This window comes from Anaeromassilibacillus sp. D41t1_190614_C2, from assembly GCF_015558525.1.
Classification (GTDB): Bacteria; Bacillota; Clostridia; order Oscillospirales; family Acutalibacteraceae; genus Anaeromassilibacillus; species Anaeromassilibacillus stercoravium.
In genome coordinates, this window is record NZ_JADMOD010000001.1 from 628198 (window position 1) to 650833 (window position 22636).

A 22636-nucleotide genomic window follows, 5' to 3' on the forward strand; every position below is an offset into this window, starting at 1 on the left:
CTTACCAAAACCGCCAAATTTGGGTAAAAGTACCGTCATGTTTCGGAGTTAATTTGAATGAACATAAAAAGGAGAGGAACGTATGAGAAAAGCCAAAAAGCTATTGTCGCTGGCTTTAGCGGCAATGATGTTTGTTTCTGCGTTCAGCAGTACAGCGTTTGCATCCGATATGGACGATGCATATGAGGTTGACCGCGTGGATGGGAAATATGCGGTCGTGCGTGTGGAGGATGATGGAGAATACTACGATTCCAAATCTTCCATCACCATCCCCAGTAAGATCAACAGCCGCACGATTACCCGCATCGGCGACGGAGATTCCTCCATCTTTGCGAGTGGTGGTTCTGAGAAAAATATCTACCTTCCGAATACGGTTGACATCATTTCAGATGGCGCTTTTGAGGATTCCACTGTGAAGCGCGTATCAATGGAAGAAGGGCCGGTAGAGATCGGTGAACGTGCTTTTGCAAGTTGCGAAAATTTAACATCGGTCACATTTGCAGATAGCATCACAAAGATGGGGATTGAGGCGTTCAGCGGTTGTACATCCCTGAGAAGCGCGGTATTGCCCGCAAGCTTAACAAAAATCCCGGACAATGCATTCCAGGATTGCATGGACTTACGCTCGGTTACCATCGGAAGCCATGTCACCAGCATCGGCGATAGCGCTTTTTCCGGTTGCGATAGCTTGGAAGAAATAACCATCCCGCCGAACGTAACCCGGATTGGCTATGATGCCTTTGACGATTTTATTTTGATTAAGGGTTATAATGGAACGGCTGCACAGAAATATGCGGAGGAAAACGACATTGATTTTGAGAATTTGGGTTCCTCTTATAGTGCGGCAGTACGTTTGAGCACCTCTTCCTTGACTGTTCCGGTCAATGGGAGCAATACCTTTACGGTTACCAACCCAACCAATGGAAGCTTTAGCGTTACTTCGAATTCCAGCGCGGTCAGCGTGACACAGAGCGGTTCTACGGTAACCGTGCGCGGTGTTTCTTCGGGAACCGCTACCTTGACCGTTTCTGCGACTGGCTATGCATCTGCCAGCCTAACAGTCACGGTGTCCACAAATGCAATTGCTAACTCAGGTTCTGCTCTTTCTTTGGACACCAGTTCCTATTCCTTTAATGTAGGAAATGTCTATTATCCGCTGGCAAGAACCAATTCCGCGACGGCGCCGACCTGCACCAGCAGCAATCCAAACGTCGTGACGGTCAAGTATCAGGCAGACCGCTCCAATCGTGCAGATCTGCGCGGCAGCTACACACATGCGTATCTGTATCAGATTCAGGGAAAGTCTGCTGGTACAGCCACCATCACCATTACGAGCGGCAGTTACAGCGCGTCTTTCCCGGTGACGGTAGGGACCTCCCCGAATGGTTCTGCTTTCTGCAATCCGAGCGTCAATTTCGGTGTATATAAGGGAAGAAGCTACGATGTCCAGATGACAGTGACGGGTTCCAATAATATGCCGAGTTTTACGGTAGGAAATGGCAATGTGTTCAAAACACAATACGTAGGGAAGAGCGGCAATGTCTATACGTTCCGTGTATGGGCTATTGGCAATCCTGGTGAAAAGACGGGGCTGTATACACAGATGCCGGGCGATTCCAAGGTTGTCTTACATTGCGAGGGGCAAATTGCATACGGTTGATCGGAAATAGGAAAAGTTTAAAGGAAGGGCTTCCGCAGTTGCGGAAGCCCTTTTATAATCGTACTATTTTAATAGATTTATACAATGAGTAAAATATTAGATGGATACGGAGTTGAGCCTTGATGAACAACGCTGAGTCATAAGATATACGAATTGTATAATTTATATATTTTAATACAAATCTAAAATAAAAATATTTATAAAAAGAATTTTATGAAGCTAAAACGTGCATAATTGTGTATTCTTTTGACATTTCCAGTGCGTTGAGTTGTAACTCGAAACTATTTGGGCTATAATGAGTGTAACAAAATAGAATGGGCTTCCAGAAACTAGGCTCAACCTATCTTCCATTGGATAATAAAAAATGGATGGAAATGCTTCAAAACATATGGGCCGTTTTCAAAGGAATCGTTCCTTCATAGGAGACAGATTCCAGCTTGTGGAATGCCCACAAAGATGGGGTGAATTCGCATGATTTTGAAAAATGCAAAGATTATGGACGACACATTTACATTGGTGGATGCTTGCCTGTCAACCGAAGGGGAGCGGATTGCCGACATTGCCCCGGATCTCCATGGGGAGGAAGAAATCGACCTCACGGGCTGTGTGGTAGTCCCTGGGTTTGTCGATATTCATATCCACGCCTGCGTGGGAGCGGATACCTGTGATGCCTCCACTGCGGGCTTGGCGAAAATGGCAGCGCACTTGGTGACAAAAGGGGTAACCAGTTTTTGCCCGACGACCATGACTGTCTCCCATGAAGAGATTGAGGACGCCTTGGCGACCGTCAAAGCCTGCATGGACGACCGCCCGTTTGGCGCGGCAATTATGGGTGTCAATATGGAAGGTCCGTATATCTCGATCAATAAGAAGGGTGCGCAGAAGGGCGAGTACGTCAAAAATCCCGATTGGGAAGAATTTAAAGGGTTCTATGACGGCTGCGGCGGCATCATCAAGCTGGTGGATATTGCGCCGGAATGCGAGGGGGCCGATGAATTTATTAAAAAGGCTAGTAAGCTTTGCACCGTCTCGATTGCCCATACGGATGCGGATTATGACCAGGCAAAACATGCTTTCAATATTGGCATTACCCACGCGACACACTTGTACAATGCGATGAGCGGGATGACGCACCGCTCCCCGGGCGTGGTTGGCGCAGTGTTTGACGACGAGCGCGTGCGTGCGGAGATCATCTGCGACGGCTTCCATATCAATCCGGCGGTGCTGCGGGTCACTTTCCGTCAGCTCGGCGAGGACCGGAGCGTGATTGTCAGCGACTCCATGCGCGCCGCCGGCGAACCGGACGGCATTTCCGAACTCGGCGGACAGACGGTCTACGTGAAGGACGGGCAGGCCCGCTTGAAAGATGGAACAATCGCTGGTTCCACAACCAACATGCACCAGGAGGTTTGCAATCTGGTGCGGTTTGGCGTGCCGTTCAAGCAGGTGATTAAGAGCGCAACGATCAATCCGGCGCGCGAAATCCATGAAGACGCCGACATCGGCAGCATCAAGGTGGGGAAATTTGCCGACCTCGTGGTGCTGGACAATGATTTGAACATCAAAATGGTGATTGCCCGTGGGAAGATTGCAGTGGACAACCGGTAAATGGGAATTTTTCCGTATGTGAGGAAGATTGGCCCAGGGACGGTTATCGAGAATCCTTCTTGCGCTTTACGTATGGAAATGGATGCATAATTTTAAAGGGTGGGACGGAATCCGTCCCACCCTTTTGCCGCTAATAGTATTACGAAAGAGAACCGAACGATCGTTAAAGAATAGAATCTTCCTTTTCCGCTTCCTCCGGTAGATATTCCGCAATTTCATAGAGCTTGCAATCCAATATCCGGCACAATTTATCCAGCGTATCCGTCGTGACAGTTTGATTGGCCCGCAGCCGGCGGATGGTCCGGCTGTCGATGTCGAAACGGTCCCGCAATGCATAGGTGGACACATGTTTTGCCTTCATGGTCTCCCAAAGCTTGTCAAAAACAATCATCTGCTTCCCTCATATCCAATCGCAGTTTCATATACATGGAATTTAGTAAAACAGCCTGCTGTAAAAACTTACAGCAGGCTGTCGTTATCCAATCACGTTTTTAAAATTTAGATGACACGGACTCTGATGATATCCTCGGATTCTTCCATCTTCTTGGCCGAATCACTGCTGAAATCTCCCGTTACATCCAAAATGGTGTAAGCATAATCCTTGCGGGATTTGCTCTGCATGTTCTCAATGTTGATGCCTGCATCCGCGAGCTTGCCGGCCAACAGGCTGATCGTGTTGGGAACATTGCGGTGAATAATGCACACACGGGTGAACGCCGGATCGCGCGGCATGGAGACGTTCGGCAAGTTTACCGAGTGCAGGATATTGCCGTTTTCCAGATAATCCTTGAGCTCGTCTGCGGCCATCCGTGCGCAGTTGTCCTCGCTCTCCGGGGTGGAAGCACCCAGATGCGGAACGGCAATTACGCCCTCCGCGCCGAGCATTTCGTCGGTCGGGAAGTCGGTCACATAGGAGGCGACTTTCCCATCTGCCAGCGCCTTGAGAATATCTCCGGAATTGACCAGATCACCGCGCGCGAAATTCAGGATGCGCACGTGATCCTGCATCTTTGCAATGCTCTCTGCATTGATCATTTCCTTTGTATCCGGGGTAAGCGGCACATGCAGGGTGATATAATCGCAGTTCGCATAGATTTCATCCAGTGTCTGGGCGTGCTTGGTCGAGCGGGAGAGGCCCCACGCCGCGTCAACGCTCAGATACGGGTCGTATCCATAGACTTCCATGCCCAGGCTCTTGGCGGCATTGGCCACCAGAATGCCGATGGCGCCCAAGCCGATGACGCCAAGGCGTTTGCCGCTGATTTCCGGGCCAACAAACTGGCTCTTGCCCTTTTCGACCAGCTTTCCGACTTCTGCACCCTTGCCCTTCAAGCCCTTTGCCCATTCGATGCCGGGGACGATCTTGCGGGAGGCGAGCAGCAGGCCTGCGATGACAAGCTCCTTCACCGCATTGGCGTTGGCGCCCGGCGTGTTGAAGACACAAATACCCGCTTCGCTGCATTTATCCAACGGGATATTGTTGACGCCTGCACCTGCACGGGCGATGGCCAACAGGCTGCTGGGCAGCTCCATTTCATGCATGGAAGCGGAACGGACCAGAATTGCCTCCGGGTTTTCTACGTCTTCGCCGCAGGTGTAGTTCGCCCCAAAGCGCGCCAGACCAACGGGGGAGATCTTATTCAAGCATTTTACATTGTACATGTCTATCACCTGTATCTTTCAAAAGTAAAATATCTTCTTAAAAGCCATACTATGTTGGGAGGGAACCTTATGCGTTCTCCTCTTCAAACTTCTTCATGAATTCGACGAGCTTCTCCACGCCCTCGATCGGCATTGCGTTGTAGATCGAAGCGCGCATTCCGCCCACCGAACGATGGCCCTTCAGGTTCACAAAGCCCGCAGCTTCCGCTTCCTTAACAAACTTTGCGTTCAGTTCGTCGCTGCCTGTGACAAACGGGACGTTCATCAGGGAGCGGTCCTTCGGGACAACCGTGCCACGGAACATCTTCGAGTTGTCGAGATAGCCGTACAGGATGCCGGCTTTCTTTTCGTTCAGCTTCTTCATTTCCTCCAGGCCGCCGATGGTGTTTTTGATCCAATCGAGCACCAACATGCTGATGTAGATCGAATAGCACGGCGGTGTATTGAACATGGAGCCGTTGTCCGCATGCGTTTGATAGTTGAACATGGTGGGCGTGATGTCCATCGCATGGCCAATCAGATCTTCACGGATGATGACGACCGTCAGGCCGGCCGGTCCCATATTCTTCTGTGCGCCCGCATACAACACGCCGAACTTGCTCACGTCGATGGGTTCGCTCAGGATGCAGGAGGAAATGTCCGCCACCAGCGGCACATCGCCGGTTTCCGGCAGCTTGGTGAATCTGGTGCCGTAGATGGTGTTGTTCATGCAGATGTGGAAATAATCCGCATCCTTTGTGAAAGTGGCGGGGTCGAGCTCCGGAATGTAGCAGAAGGTCTGATCCTTGGAAGAGGCCACAACATTGGCTTCGCCATAACGTGCGGCTTCTTTATAGGCCTTGGTAGCCCACTGGCCGGTGAGGACAAAGTCCGCTTTGCCGCTCTTGGTCATCAGGTTCATCGGGACCATTGCAAACTGGGAGGAAGCTCCACCCTGCAAAAACAAAACTTTATAGTTGTCCGGAATATTCATGACTTCGCGGAGCAGACTTTCGGCAGAACCGATAATACCCTCGTAGACCTTAGAACGATGGGACATTTCCATAACGGATTGGCCGCTGCCCTGGTAGTCCAGCATTTCGTCCGCAGCACGGCGGAGAACAGCTTCGGGCAGCATCGAGGGGCCCGCGGAAAAGTTATAAACGCGTTTCATAGTGGTGCAACCTCCTAGTAAATTACTGCTTCAAATGAGCAGACTATAATACTATTAATTATACCGATTTAGTGCGATGAAATCAATGGAGCGAAATTCATAAATTTATTGACGAAACAAAGAAAATTTCGTCTGATTTTGGGAAGTGATAAAACGGGAAATGTGGTAACCTTTTGACAAAAAATCAAAAAAGCGAGAAAAATTGATCGAATCATACAAAAATTAAATAACATAATAAAAACAATCATATATATCGTTGCATTTTCCATCATTTTCATGTACAATAAATATAATTTTTAAATTCATGAGGCGTCTATCCAAAGGCGATACGGTCAATAAAAAGAACGGGAGGTGATAGGAACCAATGGCACAGCAGACAATCGACGCCGTCCGCGAGGCGGAACGGAAAGCGGATCAGGCCGAACGCGACGCTGCCCAGCAGGCAGAGGAAATCCTCTGGAAAGCCCATGCGGACGCCGAACGGACAACGGCGCAAATTACGTCCGAGGCGGACAAGTTGGCACAGGATTCCTTGGAAGCGGCCCGCGCGCAAGGAGAACGCTATGCGGCAAAGGCTGCCCAGGAAGCGGAACAGGAGATTGCAGCACTGCGTGCGCTTGCACAGAAAAGGGAAAAAGAAGCAATTGCCTGCGTGATTGCGGAGCTTGTCGGTTAACGGGGGAGCCCCAAACCGGCATAGAAAGGAGGAATGGAATTTATGGCGGTATTGCAGATGCAGCGCATCAGCATATACGCTCTCAGAAAAGACCGAAAACCCATCTTGGAATGGATTCAACGGCGCGGTGCGGTGGAAATCAACGACGCATTGGAAGAGGACAATGTATTCCAACGGATGGATGTGTCCACCCAAAAGGCACAGATTGAAAAAAATATCGCGGCATCCAAACAGGCGTTGGAGATTCTCAACCGGTACGCGCCGGAGAAAAAGTCCTTGTTTGCCGTCTTGGAGGGGCGGACCGAAATCCCTGTAGAACAGGCCAACGCCTTTGGCGGCAAAAGCGACGATGTGCTCCGTGTGGCACACCGGCTGAATGAACGTTCGAAGGACATCGCAGATTGTCGGGGGTTGATTCAAAAGCTCCAGACGCAGATGGAGGCGCTGAAGCCCTGGATGAATCTGGATATTTCCATGCGTACAAAGGGGACAAAGAGCACCACGGCGTTTGTCGGATCGTTCCCAGCGGGCTATACGGCCGGAGATTTGGAGGAGCAGATTGCGCTTCTTGCTCCAAAGGTCCCTGTTTATGCGGAGGTCATCAGCACTTCCCAGGAACAAACCTGCACATTTCTATTGTGCGGCCGCGCCGATGCTCAGGTGCTGGAAGAAGCCCTTCGCACTTTGGGGTTTGCACGGCCCTCCTCCCCAACCAAAACACCGCCGGCAGAGCGCATGCGGGTTTTGCAGGAGCGGATGGAGGAGCAGGAGCAGATCATCCAAGAGGCGGAGCAGGAGATCACAGGCTACGCGTCACAGCGGGACGACCTCAAATTCCTGGTGGACTACCTGACGATGCGCAGTGAGAAGTACGATGTGATCGGGCGGCTGATGCAATCGCGGCGCACCTTTGTCTTGACCGGCTACATTCCCCAGCAGGACGCCGGAAAACTCACACAGGAGCTGGAAGGGCAGTTTGGCGCGGTGGTAGAGTTGGAAGCGCCTGCCCAAGAGGACGATGTGCCGGTGCTTCTCAAGAACAACAAATTTTCCGAGCCGGTGGAGGGCGTTTTGGAGTCGTTCAGCCTTCCGGGGAAAACGGAGGTGGACCCCACCTCCATTATGGCGATCTTCTACTATATTCTATTCGGCATGATGCTTTCCGACGCCGCATATGGGCTGATTATGGTGATCGGCTGCGGCTTGGCACTGCTCAAGTTTAAAAACATGGAACCCAGCATGAACAAATCACTGCGGATGTTCTTTTTCTGCGGCATTTCGACTACGTTCTGGGGATTCCTGTTCGGCAGTTTCTTTGGGGACGCCGTAGCGGTGATTTCCCGCACCTTTTTCGAGCACGAGGTCGTGCTTGGGCCGCTCTGGTTTGAGCCGATCAAAGAACCCATGCGGATGCTGATCTTTGCCCTTTTGGTGGGCGTCATCCACCTGTTCGCAGGGTTGGCCATGAAGTTTTACCAGCTTTGGCGGCTGAAATGCTATAAGGATATCCTGTATGACGTTATCTTCTGGTATATGCTGGTGGGGGGCGCAATTGTGTTTATGCTTTCCAGCCAGACTTTTGTGGATATTGCGCAGCTCAGCTTTATCCTTCCCGCACAGGCGGGCACTGCCGCGGCGGTTGTCGCGGGGATCGGCGCCATCGGCATTGTCCTGACGTCGGGGCGCGAGTCGCGCAATCCGGCCAAGCGCCTGCTCAAGGGGCTCTACGGCCTTTACAACGTCACGGGGTATTTGAGCGACATCCTGTCGTATTCCCGCCTGTTGGCCCTGGGGCTCGCAACGGGCGTGATCGCGACGGTGATCAACCAGATGGGCAGCATGGGAGGCGGCGGAATCGGCGGCGCGATCATGTTTATTCTGGTGTTCATTGTCGGACATACCATCAATTTGGGAATCAATTTGCTAGGGGCTTATGTGCATACGAACCGCCTCCAATTTGTGGAATTTTTCGGAAAGTTTTATGAGGGCGGCGGCCGCAAATTTGCGCCGTTTGGCATTCACACAAAATATTACAAAATTAGGGAGGAAAAATAATCATGGATAACATCGGTGTTGTACTTGCTTTGCTGGGAGCTGTTCTAGCGGCGCTGTTGGCGGGCGCTGGTTCCGCGGTGGGCGTTGGCCGCGCAGGTGAGGCGGCCGCGGGCGTTGTGACGGAGGACCCATCCAAATTCGGTAAAGTCCTGATTTTGCAGCTGCTCCCCGGCACACAGGGCATCTATGGCCTGTTGATCGCATTCATCACCCTTTCGCAGATCGGCATTCTCGGCGGGGATTCCAATATTTCGCTGGCAAAAGGCATCTTGTATTTTCTGGCCTGCATGCCGATGGCCATCATCGGCTATTGGTCCGCATTAAAGCAGAGCCGTGCATCCATCGCCTGCATTGGCTTGATTGCAAAGCGTCCCGACCAGCTCGGAAAGGCCATCATTTTCCCGGCGATGGTGGAGACCTATGCGATTCTGGCGCTGTTGGTTTCCATTCTGGCTGTCACGGGCATTGCCGGATTGCCGGTATGATCCGCTCCAATCCCCACATTGATACGGAAAAGGAGCGCTGCGCATGACTGGATTGGAACAAATCATCAGACAGATTGAAGACGATGCGGCGGCCTCTGCGGTCTCCATTCGTCAAAAGGCGGAGGAGGAAGCGGCGCAAATCGCACAGGAGGCCCGCTCGCGCGGGGAAGCGCGCGCGCAGGAGATTGCCAATCAGGCGAAAGAACAAGCAAAAAGTATCCAAAGCCGTGCGGAATCGGCCGCGGCCCTACAGAAGCGGCAGAGCGTTCTCGCTGCGAAACAGGCGATCATCCGCGAGCTGCTGGAAAAGAGCCGCCAGGACATGGAAACCCTTCCAGAGGCGGAGTATTTCACAAACCTTCTAAAATTGGTCCGCCGGTACGCGTTGCCACAGGAGGGGGAGATCCTCTTTTCCCAGAGGGATCTGGACCGCCTGCCCAGCGGGTTTGAACAGGAACTGGCGCAGGCCCTGCCGGCCGGCGGGAGCCTGAAGGTTTCCCGTGAACCGAGGAAGATCGACGGGGGCTTCGTGTTGGTCTACGGCGGCGTGGAGCAGAATTGTTCCTTTGCCGCGCTGTTTGACGCGGCAAAGGACCGCTTGCAGGACAAACTGCACGCGCTGCTCTTTGCAGGAGGGCAGGCATGATGGCGGAAAAGTATTACGCATATGCGGTAGCCCGTATCCGCACGAAGGAGCTCGGCCTGTTGAAGGGCGCGTTCCTGGAGCAGTTGCTGGCGGCCAAAAGCTATGAAGAATGCATCCAGCTTTTGTCCGAAAAGGGCTGGGGAGACGGGACCACCATGGACGCTGAGCAGATTCTCAGGGGCGAGGAGGAAAAGACCTGGGCGCTGCTGGAGGATCTGGTGGACGACCTTTCGGCCTTTGACGTCTTTCTCTATGCAAACGATTATCACAATTTGAAGGCCGCCATCAAACTGGTATATCTGGATATGGAGCGGCCCGAAGCATTTTTCTCCCACGGGACCGTGGAACCGGAGACGATGCTGCAAGCCATCCGGGAACAGGAGGATTCCCTGCTGCCCGAGGCGATGCGCGCCCCGGCGAAGGAGGCGTTTGACCTGCTCCTACACACGCGGGACGGCCAGCTCTGCGATGTTGTGATCGACCGCGCGGCGCTGGATGCGATCTATGCGGCGGGAAAAGCGGCGGACCACCCGGTGATCCGGGACTATGCCGAAATGACCGTGGCAGCGGCGGATATCAAGATTGCGGTCCGTGCGCAGAAGACGGGGAAGCCCCTGGACTTTCTACAGCGCGCATTGGCTCCATGCGATTCGCTCGATGTGGAGCAGCTAGCGAAAGCGGCCGTTGAGGGCCAGGACGCCATCTACAGCTATCTGCAAAAGACCGCTTATGCGGACGCAGTGCCCGTATTGCAGGAATCGCCCTCCGCATTTGAGCGTTGGTGCGACAACCGCATCATCCGCGAGATCCGCCCGCAGCAGTACAACCCGTTTACGGTCGGCCCGTTGGCTGCATTTCTCCTGGCAAGGGAGAACGAGGTGAAGACGGTTCGGATCATCCTCTCCGGAAAATGGAACCATCTGCGGGAGGAAGCGGTCCGCGAGCGGATGCGGGAAATGTACCGCAATGTTTAGGGAGGGACGCCATGTATAAGATTGCAGTGATGGGGGACCGCGACAGCATCTATGGCTTTGCCGCCCTGGGGCTGGACACATATCCTGTAACCGACCCGGTTGAGGCCGCCCGGCGGCTGCGCAGCCTTGCGGAGCAGGAATATGCCGTCATCTATATCACCGAGGCGTTGGCGGATACCCTGGAAGCGGAAATCGACCGTTACCGCGAGCAGATGCTGCCGGCGGTGATTTTAATCCCAGGCGCGTCCGGCAACACCGGAAAGGGCGTCGCCGCGGTCAAGAAGAGCGTAGAACAAGCGGTCGGCTCCGACATTATCTTCAATAACTAATTTTTGGAATCGGATAGGTTTCCGGCATTCTGGGAAAGCGCTGCGGCGCTTTTCCGCAGAAAGGAACGGTCAGAATCATGAGCAAAGGAACCATAAAAAAGGTTGCCGGCCCGCTGGTCATCGCCGAGGGGATGCGCGACGCAAATATGTTTGACGTGGTGCGCGTCAGCAGCCAACGTCTCATCGGGGAGATCATCGAGATGCACGGCGACCAGGCTTCCGTCCAGGTCTACGAGGAGACCTCCGGGCTTGGCCCGGGCGAACCGGTGGAATCCACTGGGGCGCCGCTCTCCGTGGAGTTGGGCCCCGGCCTGATCGGGAGCATCTTCGACGGGATTCAGCGTCCGCTGGAGGAGATCATGAAGGTGTCCGGCAACAACCTTCAACGCGGCGTGGAGATTCCCGCGCTGGATCACAAAAAGAAATGGCATTTTACGCCGCTCAAAAAGGCGGGGGACTCCGTCACAGGCGGCGATATCATCGGCACGGTGCAGGAGACGCCGATTGTCGTCCATAAGATTTTGGTGCCGCATGGATTGATGGGCACCATTCGCTCGATCAAAGAAGGCGATTACAACATTGACGAAACCGTTGCAGTGGTGGATACGCCGAACGGGTCCAGCCAGGACCTGACCCTGCTGCAAAGATGGCCAGTGCGCGTCGGAAGGCCATATAAACAGAAATTGTCCCCGGATATGCCGCTTGTCACCGGTCAGCGCGTCATCGATACGCTGTTCCCGATTGCAAAGGGCGGCGTGGCGGCGGTCCCCGGTCCGTTCGGCAGCGGCAAGACCGTCGTGCAGCATCAGCTGGCGAAGTGGGCGGAGGCGGACATCGTGGTCTATATCGGCTGCGGCGAACGCGGCAACGAGATGACGGATGTTTTGAACGAGTTCCCGGAGTTGAAGGACCCGAAGACAGGGTTCTCCCTGATGGAACGCACCGTCCTGATCGCCAACACCTCTGATATGCCGGTTGCGGCGCGTGAAGCGTCCATCTACACCGGCATTACGATCGCAGAGTATTTCCGCGATATGGGCTATTCCGTCGCGCTGATGGCGGATTCCACCTCGCGTTGGGCGGAGGCATTGCGTGAGATGTCCGGCCGCCTCGAGGAGATGCCCGGCGAAGAGGGTTACCCGGCTTATTTGGGCAGCCGCTTGGCGCAGTTTTATGAGCGCGCGGGCCGCGTGGTGACCATCGGCAGCGAGGGACGCGAGGGTGCGCTGTCCGTCATTGGCGCCGTTTCCCCACCGGGTGGCGATATTTCCGAGCCGGTTTCCCAGGCGACGCTGCGCATTGTCAAGGTGTTCTGGAGCCTGGACTCCGACCTCGCCTATAAGCGCCATTTCCCGGCGGTCAACTGGCTGACCAGTTATTCGCTCTATGTGGATACGATGGAGAAATGGTTTAACGAGCATGTGGACGCCCATTGGATGGACCTGCGCGCGCGGTTGATGCGCCTTCTGCAGGAGGAAGCCGAGTTGAACGAGATCGTCCAGCTGGTCGGCATGGACGCCCTGTCCGCGCCGGACCGCCTGAAGCTGGAGGCTTCCCGCTCTATCCGCGAGGACTTCCTGCATCAGGACGCCTTCCACGAGGTGGACACGTACACGCCGCTGCAAAAGCAGTTTACCATGATGCAGTTGGTGTTGGACTATTATGACAAAGCGGTGGAGGCCCTGGATCAGGGGGCGTCCATCGAGGATTTGGTAAAGCTGCCTGTGCGCGAGCAGATCGGCCGCTTCAAGTATGTGCAGGAGAAGGATATACAGGCCGAATATGAGGCCGTTTTGAAAGCGCTCTCCAAACAGATCGACGAGCTTTTGCAAAAGGAGGACTTCTAAATGCCAAAGGAATACCGAACCATACAGGAAGTTGCGGGTCCTCTGATGCTGGTGCGCGGCGTGGAAGGCGTGACCTATAACGAGCTGGGGGAGATCGAGCTGTTCAGCGGGGAAAAGCGCCGCTGCAAAGTGCTGGAGATCGACGGGGGAAACGCGCTGGTTCAGCTGTTTGAGAGCTCCACCGGCATCAACCTGAGCAACAGCAAGGTGCGCTTTTTGGGGCGCAGCATGGAACTGGGCGTCTCCGAGGACATGCTCAGCCGTGTCTTTGACGGCCTGGGCCGCCCGATCGACGGAGGGCCGGAGATCCTTCCGGAGAAGCGCCTGGACGTCAACGGCCTGCCCATGAACCCTGCGGCGCGCAACTATCCCCAGGAGTTTATCCAGACGGGAATTTCCGCCATCGACGGTTTGAATACGCTGGTGCGCGGTCAAAAGCTCCCGATTTTTTCCGCCAGCGGCCTGCCGCACGCGAATTTGGCAGCGCAGATTGCGCGCCAGGCCAAGGTGCGCGGCACCGACGAGCCGTTTGCGGTCGTGTTTGCCGCTATGGGCATCACATTTGAGGAATCCAATTTCTTTATCCAGAGCTTCCAGGAGACCGGCGCCATCGACCGTACCGTGATGTTTGTCAACTTGGCGAACGATCCGGCAGTCGAACGCATCGCCACCCCCCGCATGGCGCTGACGGCTGCGGAGTATCTTGCGTTCGAAAAGAATATGCACGTGCTGGTCATCCTGACCGATATTACGAACTATGCCGACGCTTTGCGCGAGGTTTCCGCTGCGCGCAAAGAGGTGCCCGGCCGCCGTGGATATCCGGGCTATATGTATACGGACCTCGCGTCCCTGTACGAGCGCGCCGGACGGCAGAAGGGGAAAAGCGGCAGCATCACCATGATCCCCATTTTGACCATGCCCGAGGACGACAAAACCCACCCGATCCCCGACCTGACGGGCTATATCACAGAGGGGCAGATCATCCTGAGCCGTGAACTGTACCGCAAGGGCGTGACACCGCCGATCGACGTGCTGCCCTCCCTGTCCCGTTTGAAGGATAAGGGCATCGGCGAGGGCAAAACCCGCGCCGACCACGCCAACACGATGAACCAGCTCTTCGCCGCCTATGCGCGCGGCAAGGAGGCCAAGGAGCTGATGACCGTTTTGGGCGAAGCAGCCTTGACAGATATGGATAAGCTGTATGCGCAATTTGCAGAGGAATTCGAGCGGAAGTACGTCTCCCAGGGGTACAATACAAACCGCGACATTGAGGAAACCCTGGAGATCGGCTGGAAATTGCTCTCCATTTTGCCGCGCAGCGAATTGAAGCGTATCAAAGACGCCTTCCTCGATGAATATTACGACAAAGCAAAGGAGCAGCGTGAGCGGGAGGCATAATCCGCCGCGCAGCCGGACAGAAAGGGGGAGACATCTTTGGCGGCAACCCATGTAAACCCGACGCGGATGGAGCTGACGCGCCTGAAAAAGAAGCTGGTCACAGCCACGCGGGGCCACAAGCTCCTAAAGGATAAGCGCGACGAGTTGATGCGCCAGTTCCTGGATCTGGTGCGGGAGAACAAGGCCCTGCGCGAGAAGGTGGAGGCGGGCATCGCCGCCGCCAACCAGAATTTTGTGTTGGCGCGGGCGGGGATGCAGGCCCCGGTGCTCGATGTGGCGCTGATGACGCCGAAGCAGGAGGTCTTTTTGGAGTGCAATGCCCGCAATGTGATGAGCGTGGAAGTCCCGGTGTTTACCTATCAGACCCGGACTTCCGACGCAAACGACATCTATTCCTATGGCTTTGCCTTTACATCCAGCGATTTGGATGCAGCGGTGAAGTCCTTGGCGGACATTTTGCCCGACATGCTGCGCTTGGCAGAGGTTGAGAAATCGTGCCAGTTGATGGCGGCGGAAATTGAAAAGACTCGCCGGCGTGTCAACGCGCTGGAGCATGTGATGATCCCGCAGATGCAGGCGAATATCAAGTATATCACCATGAAGCTCGATGAAAACGAGCGCAGTACACAGATTCGTCTGATGAAGGTCAAGGATATGATGTTGGAACAGGCGCATCATTACAGCGAGCATGTGCCCGAACCAGCTTGATGAAAATGCGATAATAAGGAAAAAGCGGATGCAATACCCGTATTGCATCCGCTTTTTTCGGTGGGAGGACTGGCGTAAAAGCTAAAAATAGGTCAATAAAATTCACATATAGCAAAAAATTGAGAATACAATCGAGTGAGTGACAAAACAAGAGGGGAGTCACGCTTTTTGAGTGCGGCGCGCTTTATTATGGATTTGAAATTCACACGAAAATGATATACTATTTATAAAATGGGTTTTAATAAATTTTAGTTAAGATTTAGGTGAAAAGTATTATTTGGAAGCAAGGGAAAGAATGTAAAGCCGTATATTGCGCAATGCGCATAAATGGCGGGGCGGATTACCGTGAAGTTTTATCTTTGGATAAGAGCAGGAAAGAAAGATGAAAAAACTTGTTGCTCTACTGCTGTCGTTTGTTTTGTTGCTATCGTTGGCAGCTTGTACTGGCAATGTCTTTGGAAAAAATGGCGGAGAAAATTCGGATGGCCTTCAGGCGGATGAGGAATTATCTGATGTAACTGTACCTGCTCCTTTTTTTGATGGCATGACAGAAGATAAAATCGAAAAGAAAGTAAAAGAAAACGGGTATAGCGGTTATGTCATGCATGAGGATGGCTCTGTCACCTATACAATGACAAAAACCAAACAAGATGAGATGCTCAAGAAAATTAAGAAACGTATGAACGATACCATTAAGAATGTGCTACAGGGCCAGGATGCGGTGGATTCGTTTGTATCGATCGATTATACAGATGATTATTCTGAAATAAATATCCATGTAAATGCTGATAAATATACAAAATGGGATGATTTGTATGCATTTACTTTCTATATGACCGGAGCCTACTATCAATCTTTTATGGGGATAGAATCCGGCAAGATTGATACGGTTGTCCGTTTCATTGATAGCGACACAAAAGAAGTTTTGCATACGGATTCTTACAAAGACTATGTAAATGATCCGGGTTCTTCTGAAGATCCGGATCATTTGAACGAGAGCAGTGATATTGAAAAGGACACGACAACCCCGCTTGCTATACAAGAGCATGTGGTTGTGTCCGATATTTATGAGGCCTTTGTTGATTACGCACAGATAACTTCCGATGTGGTACCGCCGGTTCCTGGAAGTTGGTATTCCCATTATCAAGCAGAAAACGGGAAAGCCTATATTGATGTTTGTGTTGGATATAAGAACTTGTCAACTCGAAACCAACGTGCGGATGAAATTATAGATGCAACGCTACTTTATGGCGGAAAATATCAATATACCGGTTTTTCTATAGTTGAAGAGCGAAACCGTAGTGATTTTACGTACTCCAATATTACAGACATTTCACCACTAAGCATGGAATATTTGCATTACCTGTTTGAAGTTCCCGCTTCAGTACAAACATCGAACGGTTCTTTGGTCGTGTTGATGAATATTGGCAGAAATCAATATCGCGTTGTTGTTCGTGAGGGCGAGGACGGTGAGGTCGATTCCCCCAATGGAAATGCGGTAGCCAAAACGAGCGGCGAAGTAAAGACAGACGAAATTGTAGCCGTAATGAACGACTGTGAGTTCTATGTAGATTATGCCAATATTACGAATGATGTAAAGCCCCCACAGCCTGGGGAGTGGTATTCGCATTATGAGGCGGATGCTGGAAAGGTATATGTAGATTTTTGTATAGCATACAAAAATTGGAAAACTGAAAGTATAGGGGCTGAAGATATATGTTCTGCGACTCTTACTTATGCCGGGAAATATAAGTACAGCGGCTTCTCTATGGTTGAGAAAGAAAGCCGCGGTGACTTTACCTATTCCAACATCACAAGCATTGCGCCGCTGACTACGGGATATTTGCATTATCTTTTTGAAGTTCCGGAAGAAGTAGCAACAAGCAATGGGTCTGTAACAATAACATTCACAATTAGCAATAATACTTACTCGTACACAGTGAGGTAACGTTTTCATTCATAGAAGGATATTCCTTAATAGGGCGGCTATTTCAACCGGAAGTAGCTGCCCTTATTGTCATCGGAACCCGTTTGCCCAGCAAGTGTAAGTGCCTTTTATAAAATAACAAGGGAGGACGCCCGATGCACAAAAGGCCGGGCGTCCTCCTTGTTCAGATGTATGTATCGTCCAAGGACCTCACAAAGAACCGCTTTATTTCTCCTTGATCTCGCCGTTCCGGTACGCTTTCAGCAGTTCGGTGAGCTCTTCGATCTGTTGGGCGACCTGCTTGCCGTTGTCCGTATCGCCAACGGTTAGGCGGCGGGGCATAATCTCCACAATCTGCATCGTGGGGGCGTTTTTGGAAAAATCCTGTTTAGCAAGCTCATACGGCTTATGCTGCGCCAGCGCCAGATGGTGGGAATTGTAGATCAACGTATAGCCGCCAATGCCGGTCTGCTTCTGATAGGCTTTGGAAATGCCGCCGTCGATGATAAACAGCAGGCCGCCGGCTTTGATGGGGCTTTCCCCCTGCCGGATCTTCACCGGCACATGGCCGTTCACAATATGGGAATGCGCCGGGTCCAGGCCAAATTCCCGCAGGATTTTCTCGCACGTTTCGCGCTGTTCGATCAGATTGTAATAGGGGTTGCGCGCCTCGGTGTGCGTCTCCGGCTCCAAAATAAAATACCGTTCAAATGCGGCCATTTTGCTTTTGCCAAACAGCGGGGATTTGGGCCCGCACCAAAGATACCAGAGGAAGTCGCTCGCATTGCGCTGCTCTTCCGACCCGGGCGCTGCGAAATATGCGCGGCGCACCTGCGTGTCGATATAGTCCAAGTACTCCTTGCCGGAAAGGGTTATATCCCCGATGGATACCGTATCAAATTCCCCATCTTCCGTCATCAAAATGCAGCCGTGATACAGCAGATTGGAGTTCACACATTTGTACATGCTGCCATGCGAATAGAGGAACCGGATATGCTTGCGCAATTTCTCGCTGTGTGAGAACGAGAGTGCCAGTGTGTGGATCAGTTCTTCCTCCGCGGGCGTAAGCTCCAAAGGATGCTCTGGCGAAACCGTGGGGAAGAGGCGGTCGGTCAACGGGTAGGTGGTTTCCCCAATGGTGATGGTGCCGTTCTGGAAATCAATTTTATCCAGCAAAACCCGGTCTTCCATATGGTACTCCGGATGCCGGGCGATCAATTGGCCCTCCAGCTTGAATTGGATGATGGCAATGGCCTTGTGCATCTTTGCTGCCAGCGGGATATCCACCGGGTCGTAGGTGTTTTCGTCCAGAATGTGCGGGGTGAAGATGGTGCAGGGGTCGTCCTGATAGACTTCCGCTGCAAACATGGATAGCGCGCGCAGGTTGATGCCATAGCCGTCCTCCAATAGGTCGAAATTGTTGTAGCTGATGCCAAGCCGGACCACATTCGCAACCAGCGCCAGATTGCCTGTGGCCGCGCCCATCCAGGAAACGTCGTGGTTGCCCCATTCGATGTCCACATCGTGAAAGCCCATCAGTTCGTCCATCACCAGATCGGCATGCGGTCCGCGGTCGAAGATATCGCCGATGATATGGAGCATGTCGATGCTGCATTGGCGGATCAGGCGGCTGATGGTGATGATGAATTTTTCCGCCATGCCCGTGCGGGTGATGGAGTGGATGATCTCACCGTAATATTGCTCTTTGGTGTCCTCCGTGTCCGCATGGAGCAATTCGTCGATGACATAGGCGAAGGTTTCCGGCATCTTTTTGCGGACCTTGGAGCGGGTGTATTTGGAGGCAACCGTTTTGCATACCTGTACCAGGCGGTAAATGGTGATTTCACACCATTCGCAGTAGGAATCGTCCCCTGTATCCTTTTGGGAGAGCACCTGCTCCGGGGCGTATACCAGATTGGCGAGCTCTTCCCGCTCGCGCAGGCTCACCGATTTTTGGAACAGCCATTCGATTTTATCCCGGGTGATGCCGGAGGCGCTGTTTAACAGATAGCCAAACGCTTCGGATTCGCCATGCAGGTCGCTGAAAAAATACTCTGTCCCCTTGGGCAGGCAGAGGATTGCATTCAAATTGATGATTTCAGAAGCAGCAGCGTCGGCATTGGGGTATTCCCGTGCCAACAGGCGCAGATAATGCGGATCGGTCATAAACATCCACCTTTCCGGTCTTTTTTCTCATGCTACCACAGGCTGGAAGCCGGTGCAAGCCCTTTCCCGATAGATTGGGAAAAATTAACAGAGGCGCTCCCTGTTCGTGGAGGAGAAGAGGGCATCCGCCCGCGGTTTGCCGTTGGGAAGGGCGGGCTCCAGGAATTCGGTCATATTTTCCCAATAGCGTTTGGGCATATGGGTCATGCGGCATTTGGGGTTGTACCGCCCTTCAATCCCAATGGTATGGTAAAACTGTTTCCAAAGGGCGCGGAATTGCCGTTCCGTTTCATCCGGCTCTTCCAACGAAAAATGTTCCATGGGGATGATCGCATCCTGGCCCGGGCGGTGGACCAGCGCCATGTGATGGGTCTTGTCATAGATCAAGAAGGTTTCCGCGTTGAAACGGCTGCTGAAATGCTCCAGGATTAAAGGAAGCACGCGGTTTTTCGGGGTGATGATGGCGGCCAGCGTGCCGTTTTGCTCGGAAAAGCGGAGAAACCCGGTCAATAGATGGGCCTCATGGCCAGCGGAAAAGGCCGCCTTGCGCAGCGTGCTGACCGTATCGTCGGCAAGCCAGCTCGTGACCTGCGCGCCATGCCGGTACCCCATGCGGATAAAGCGGTAGAGCAGGCGTTCCCGTTCCGGAAGGCAGGTGAGGAAACCGGTTTCCACCAACTCGCGGGCTTCCGGGGAGATTTTGCGGGAGAGGGATGTGTAGACGCGCTCCGCACGGTCAGGATCGGTTCCAATCCATTTTTCCGGGTATAAGGACACCTGTGCTTCTTCCTCGGGCAGAATTTGCACAGGGACCTCCCGCCTGATATAGCTTTCAAAAACACAGCAAAGAAAGCCGTCGAAGCTTCCGTCGTAGCGATAGGCAACCATGGTCAGGCCTCCTTTTGGGCAAGTTCCGGAAAGGCAACCGGCGCTTGTGGTTCTGTCGTGGGGGATGGGGTGAAAAAGGAGAGCTGTTCCGGGACATCCTGTGCCGCAAGTTTCTGTTTTTCCTCGGAGATCAGGGCGCGCAGGACGCTCTCTGGGGTAAAGCGCAATCCCTCCCGCATCTTTCCGGAACAGGTGATGAAATACTGCGCGCGCTTTAAGACCACGCCGATTTTTTTCAGGCCGTCGAAGTCGAGGGAACGGCAGCGGCGCGCCGCCCGGATACGCTGGGCGCTGCGCACGCCGATCCCTGGAACGCGCAATAGCATCTCATACGGGGCGGTATTGATTTCCACCGGGAACTGTTCCATATGGTTGACCGCCCAACCGCATTTGGGGTCCACCAGGGGGTGGAAGTTTGGATGATGGATGTCCAAAAGCTCGTCGGCGGTGAAGCCGTAGAAGCGGAGCAGCCAATCCGCCTGGTAGAGCCGGTGTTCCCGTAGAAGCGGCGGTTTTGTCCCCTTGGGGGGCAGTAGGGCATTTTCCGAGACCGGCATATAAGCGGAGTAAAAAACACGCCGCAGGCCATACTTCCTATAAAGCCCCTCGGTCAGGCGGAGGATATTCCAGTCAGTGTCCGGGGTGGCGCCGATAATCATCTGTGTGCTCTGGCCGGCAGGGGCGAATTTCGGCGTACTGCGGTACCGTATCAAGTCGTGGCGTGTCTCCTGGATTTTGCCTGCGATCAGGCCCATCGGCTGTAGGATGGAACGCTTCGATTTGTCCGGCGCAAGCAGCTTGAGACTGCGCTCGGAGGGCAGTTCGATATTCACGCTCATACGGTCCGCGAGCATCCCGAGAAGCGTCAGGAGCCGGTTGTCCGCACCGGGGATGGCTTTGGCATGGATATACCCCCGGAATCCGTATTCCTCCCGCAGGAGGCGCAGGGTTTGGATCAACAGCTCGCAGGTGTAGTCGGGGTTTTTGACGACAGCAGAGCTTAAAAATAACCCTTCGATATAATTGCGCCGGTAAAACCCAATGGTCAGGTCGGCCAGTTCGCGCGGGGTAAACGTTGCCCGGGGCGTATCGTTGGACCGGCGGTTTATACAATATTGGCAATCATATATGCAAGCGTTGGTCATCAGCACCTTCAATAAGGAGATGCACCGCCCGTCAGATGCAAAGCTGTGGCAGATGCCCATTTTCACAGCGCTGCCCAGTTTTCCTTTTTTCCCGCCGCGGTCGATCCCGCTGGAGGTACAGGCCACGTCATATTTGGCGGCGTCGGTCAGGATGGTCAATTTTTCAATGGTTGTCATAGAAAACCCTTCTTATAAACATATGTTCGATACAAACAGTATAAGGAACTTTTCTGCCAAAGTCAAGCGGAAATTGCAACCATTGCCGATTTGCGTTATAATTTTAGAAACAAACCGATTGGACAGGTTCTGTTTTGCAAAACTCCATGGATGGTTTTGATCGGATTCCTGTCCAAACATTCGGAAGGAGAAATCAAGATGGGCGATAAGGCAGAGAGGGCAAAGGCCCTCTTTCTGGAAGGATACAATTGCACACAGGCGGTGGTCGGCGCTTTTGCGGAAGAGATCGGCATGGATTTTGACACCGCCGTCCGCTTGGCCTCCGGCTTTGGCGGGGGTATGGGACGCTTGCGGCAGGTATGCGGCACAGTCTCGGGCATGGTGTTTGTCGCAAGTGCGAAACTTGGCTACACGGACCCAAAGGCCAAAGTGGAAAAGAAAGAGCTCTATCAGGAGATTCAACGGCTGGCGGAGTGCTTCCGCAAGGAAAACGGCTCGATTGTGTGTGCGGAATTATTGGCAGGGGTCAAGGACGCAGACAATTCCCCGGTTCCAAGCGAACGGACAGCGGAATACTATAAAAAGCGCCCATGCCCGGAGTTGGCAGCATGTGCGGCGCGGATTTTGGAGGACTGCGAATGGATACGGTGACGCTCTATCGGATCAATTGTTACCATGCCCCGCGCGAGGAGTTGATCGGAGAGAGTTTTTCTCTGGTGCCCTGGGATGAAGACGACGCCACCATGAAGGGCGAGGACGACGGGGGAAAAGATTATGAATTGCCAAAGGGCTATGAATTGAGTGCAGAGGACGGCGTGCCGGTGATTTTGAATCCGGATGGGCAACCCTGCGGTTTGCAGGGGCACAACGGATGCCCGCTGTTGATCGACGAGGCGAAAAAGCTTGCGATTTTGATGGAGCGCGATAAGAAGATTCTGCGCCAGAGGGAACTTGCCCATCTGACCCGCGCACAACTGGCGGAGCGGTTAGAGGTTTCACAAGCGTTGCTGTATCAATGGGAGCACTGTGAAGTGGAGCCGGATGTCCGCACGCTGAAGCGCATCGCGGATATTTTGCAATGCGAGATCTTGGAATTGATCTAAACCGAGGCTACGTGGAAATTCATAACGAC

General features: G+C 53.2%; 20 protein-coding genes. 14 read left to right on the forward strand and 6 right to left on the reverse strand.

The window, feature by feature from the left end; all coding sequences use genetic code 11:
• The first annotated feature begins 82 nt into the window (after window positions 1-82).
• On the forward strand, window positions 83-1660 hold the full coding sequence (locus I2G69_RS02825) for a leucine-rich repeat protein (RefSeq protein ID WP_191362932.1): 1578 nt from the start codon (window positions 83-85) through the stop codon (window positions 1658-1660).
• A gap of 471 nt (window positions 1661-2131) precedes the next feature.
• Window positions 2132-3268, forward strand: coding sequence for an N-acetylglucosamine-6-phosphate deacetylase (nagA, locus tag I2G69_RS02830; RefSeq protein WP_191448319.1), 1137 nt, complete (start codon window positions 2132-2134; stop codon window positions 3266-3268).
• 163 nt (window positions 3269-3431) lie between these two features.
• Here the strand turns inward: nagA and I2G69_RS02835 are convergent, their stop codons facing one another.
• The 3 genes from I2G69_RS02835 to serC form a co-directional block, all read right to left on the reverse strand.
• Window positions 3432-3659 (reverse strand): helix-turn-helix domain-containing protein, encoded by a 228-nt coding sequence (locus I2G69_RS02835; protein WP_087230566.1) that lies wholly within the window; start codon window positions 3657-3659, stop codon window positions 3432-3434.
• 107 nt (window positions 3660-3766) lie between these two features.
• Complete coding sequence (locus tag I2G69_RS02840) at window positions 3767-4930, reverse strand: 3-phosphoglycerate dehydrogenase family protein (protein ID WP_195560155.1); 1164 nt, start codon at window positions 4928-4930, stop codon at window positions 3767-3769.
• A 67-nt stretch (window positions 4931-4997) separates the two neighbouring features.
• Window positions 4998-6083 (reverse strand): 3-phosphoserine/phosphohydroxythreonine transaminase, encoded by a 1086-nt coding sequence (gene serC / locus I2G69_RS02845; RefSeq protein WP_195560156.1) that lies wholly within the window; start codon window positions 6081-6083, stop codon window positions 4998-5000.
• Window positions 6084-6447: 364 nt separating this feature from the next.
• On the opposite strand from serC, the gene I2G69_RS02850 reads away from it, so the two are divergent.
• From I2G69_RS02850 to I2G69_RS02895, 10 genes are all read left to right on the forward strand, one after another.
• Entirely contained in the window at window positions 6448-6759 is a 312-nt protein-coding gene (locus tag I2G69_RS02850) for a hypothetical protein (protein WP_191362935.1), read from the forward strand.
• A gap of 42 nt (window positions 6760-6801) precedes the next feature.
• Window positions 6802-8814, forward strand: a complete 2013-nt coding sequence (locus tag I2G69_RS02855; protein WP_195560157.1) for a V-type ATP synthase subunit I — start codon at window positions 6802-6804, stop codon at window positions 8812-8814.
• A 2-nt stretch (window positions 8815-8816) separates the two neighbouring features.
• A complete protein-coding gene (locus I2G69_RS02860) occupies window positions 8817-9299 on the forward strand; it encodes a V-type ATP synthase subunit K (RefSeq protein WP_087230583.1) in 483 nt (160 codons plus the stop codon).
• Between the two features lie 43 nt (window positions 9300-9342).
• Complete coding sequence (locus I2G69_RS02865) at window positions 9343-9945, forward strand: V-type ATP synthase subunit E (RefSeq protein ID WP_195560158.1); 603 nt, start codon at window positions 9343-9345, stop codon at window positions 9943-9945.
• Window positions 9942-10919 (forward strand): V0D/AC39 family V-type ATPase subunit, encoded by a 978-nt coding sequence (locus I2G69_RS02870; protein WP_442858877.1) that lies wholly within the window; start codon window positions 9942-9944, stop codon window positions 10917-10919. The genes I2G69_RS02865 and I2G69_RS02870 overlap by 4 nt, the downstream gene beginning before the upstream one ends.
• A gap of 11 nt (window positions 10920-10930) precedes the next feature.
• The gene (locus I2G69_RS02875) at window positions 10931-11248 is read left to right on the forward strand and encodes a V-type ATP synthase subunit F (protein ID WP_087230589.1); all 318 of its coding nucleotides are present in this window, start codon (window positions 10931-10933) and stop codon (window positions 11246-11248) included.
• 77 nt (window positions 11249-11325) lie between these two features.
• Window positions 11326-13095, forward strand: coding sequence for a V-type ATP synthase subunit A (locus I2G69_RS02880; protein ID WP_195450502.1), 1770 nt, complete (start codon window positions 11326-11328; stop codon window positions 13093-13095).
• A complete protein-coding gene (locus I2G69_RS02885; protein ID WP_191362940.1) occupies window positions 13096-14493 on the forward strand; it encodes a V-type ATP synthase subunit B in 1398 nt (465 codons plus the stop codon). It abuts the gene before it with no gap.
• A gap of 36 nt (window positions 14494-14529) precedes the next feature.
• On the forward strand, window positions 14530-15201 hold the full coding sequence (locus tag I2G69_RS02890) for a V-type ATP synthase subunit D (protein WP_087230598.1): 672 nt from the start codon (window positions 14530-14532) through the stop codon (window positions 15199-15201).
• Between the two features lie 382 nt (window positions 15202-15583).
• A complete protein-coding gene (locus tag I2G69_RS02895; RefSeq protein WP_191441144.1) occupies window positions 15584-17149 on the forward strand; it encodes a hypothetical protein in 1566 nt (521 codons plus the stop codon).
• A 204-nt stretch (window positions 17150-17353) separates the two neighbouring features.
• On the opposite strand, the gene I2G69_RS02900 is transcribed toward I2G69_RS02895, so the two are convergent.
• From I2G69_RS02900 to I2G69_RS02910, 3 genes are all read right to left on the reverse strand, one after another.
• The gene (locus tag I2G69_RS02900) at window positions 17354-19294 is read right to left on the reverse strand and encodes a fructose-1,6-bisphosphatase (RefSeq protein ID WP_195560159.1); all 1941 of its coding nucleotides are present in this window, start codon (window positions 19292-19294) and stop codon (window positions 17354-17356) included.
• A gap of 84 nt (window positions 19295-19378) precedes the next feature.
• Window positions 19379-20182, reverse strand: a complete 804-nt coding sequence (locus I2G69_RS02905) for a TIGR03915 family putative DNA repair protein (protein WP_191405181.1) — start codon at window positions 20180-20182, stop codon at window positions 19379-19381.
• A 2-nt stretch (window positions 20183-20184) separates the two neighbouring features.
• The gene (locus I2G69_RS02910; protein ID WP_195560160.1) at window positions 20185-21504 is read right to left on the reverse strand and encodes a putative DNA modification/repair radical SAM protein; all 1320 of its coding nucleotides are present in this window, start codon (window positions 21502-21504) and stop codon (window positions 20185-20187) included.
• A 198-nt stretch (window positions 21505-21702) separates the two neighbouring features.
• Here I2G69_RS02910 and I2G69_RS02915 point away from each other — a divergent pair, with 198 nt between their 5' ends.
• Together I2G69_RS02915 and I2G69_RS02920 are read left to right on the forward strand one after the other, a co-directional pair.
• Window positions 21703-22155 (forward strand): C-GCAxxG-C-C family protein, encoded by a 453-nt coding sequence (locus tag I2G69_RS02915; protein ID WP_087230608.1) that lies wholly within the window; start codon window positions 21703-21705, stop codon window positions 22153-22155.
• Window positions 22143-22607 (forward strand): helix-turn-helix domain-containing protein, encoded by a 465-nt coding sequence (locus I2G69_RS02920; protein ID WP_195560161.1) that lies wholly within the window; start codon window positions 22143-22145, stop codon window positions 22605-22607. Before I2G69_RS02915 ends, I2G69_RS02920 begins: the two co-directional genes overlap by 13 nt.
• Window positions 22608-22636: the final 29 nt, after the last annotated feature.

Excerpts from the sequence above, each read along its gene's own strand:
- I2G69_RS02865 (WP_195560158.1), top strand. The coding sequence starts at position 9,343 with ATGACTGGATTGGAACAAATCATCAGACAGATTGAAGACGATGCGGCG.
- I2G69_RS02855 (WP_195560157.1), top strand. The coding sequence starts at position 6,802 with ATGGCGGTATTGCAGATGCAGCGCATCAGCATATACGCTCTCAGAAAA.
- nagA (WP_191448319.1), top strand. The coding sequence starts at position 2,132 with ATGATTTTGAAAAATGCAAAGATTATGGACGACACATTTACATTGGTG.
- I2G69_RS02915 (WP_087230608.1), top strand. The coding sequence starts at position 21,703 with ATGGGCGATAAGGCAGAGAGGGCAAAGGCCCTCTTTCTGGAAGGATAC.
- I2G69_RS02870 (WP_442858877.1), top strand. The coding sequence starts at position 9,942 with ATGATGGCGGAAAAGTATTACGCATATGCGGTAGCCCGTATCCGCACG.
- I2G69_RS02860 (WP_087230583.1), top strand. The coding sequence starts at position 8,817 with ATGGATAACATCGGTGTTGTACTTGCTTTGCTGGGAGCTGTTCTAGCG.
- I2G69_RS02905 (WP_191405181.1), bottom strand. The coding sequence starts at position 20,182 with ATGGTTGCCTATCGCTACGACGGAAGCTTCGACGGCTTTCTTTGCTGT.
- I2G69_RS02885 (WP_191362940.1), top strand. The coding sequence starts at position 13,096 with ATGCCAAAGGAATACCGAACCATACAGGAAGTTGCGGGTCCTCTGATG.
- I2G69_RS02825 (WP_191362932.1), top strand. The coding sequence starts at position 83 with ATGAGAAAAGCCAAAAAGCTATTGTCGCTGGCTTTAGCGGCAATGATG.
- I2G69_RS02840 (WP_195560155.1), bottom strand. The coding sequence starts at position 4,930 with ATGTACAATGTAAAATGCTTGAATAAGATCTCCCCCGTTGGTCTGGCG.
- I2G69_RS02875 (WP_087230589.1), top strand. The coding sequence starts at position 10,931 with ATGTATAAGATTGCAGTGATGGGGGACCGCGACAGCATCTATGGCTTT.
- I2G69_RS02910 (WP_195560160.1), bottom strand. The coding sequence starts at position 21,504 with ATGACAACCATTGAAAAATTGACCATCCTGACCGACGCCGCCAAATAT.
- I2G69_RS02850 (WP_191362935.1), top strand. The coding sequence starts at position 6,448 with ATGGCACAGCAGACAATCGACGCCGTCCGCGAGGCGGAACGGAAAGCG.
- I2G69_RS02920 (WP_195560161.1), top strand. The coding sequence starts at position 22,143 with ATGGATACGGTGACGCTCTATCGGATCAATTGTTACCATGCCCCGCGC.
- I2G69_RS02835 (WP_087230566.1), bottom strand. The coding sequence starts at position 3,659 with ATGATTGTTTTTGACAAGCTTTGGGAGACCATGAAGGCAAAACATGTG.
- serC (WP_195560156.1), bottom strand. The coding sequence starts at position 6,083 with ATGAAACGCGTTTATAACTTTTCCGCGGGCCCCTCGATGCTGCCCGAA.
- I2G69_RS02900 (WP_195560159.1), bottom strand. The coding sequence starts at position 19,294 with ATGACCGATCCGCATTATCTGCGCCTGTTGGCACGGGAATACCCCAAT.
- I2G69_RS02880 (WP_195450502.1), top strand. The coding sequence starts at position 11,326 with ATGAGCAAAGGAACCATAAAAAAGGTTGCCGGCCCGCTGGTCATCGCC.
- I2G69_RS02895 (WP_191441144.1), top strand. The coding sequence starts at position 15,584 with ATGAAAAAACTTGTTGCTCTACTGCTGTCGTTTGTTTTGTTGCTATCG.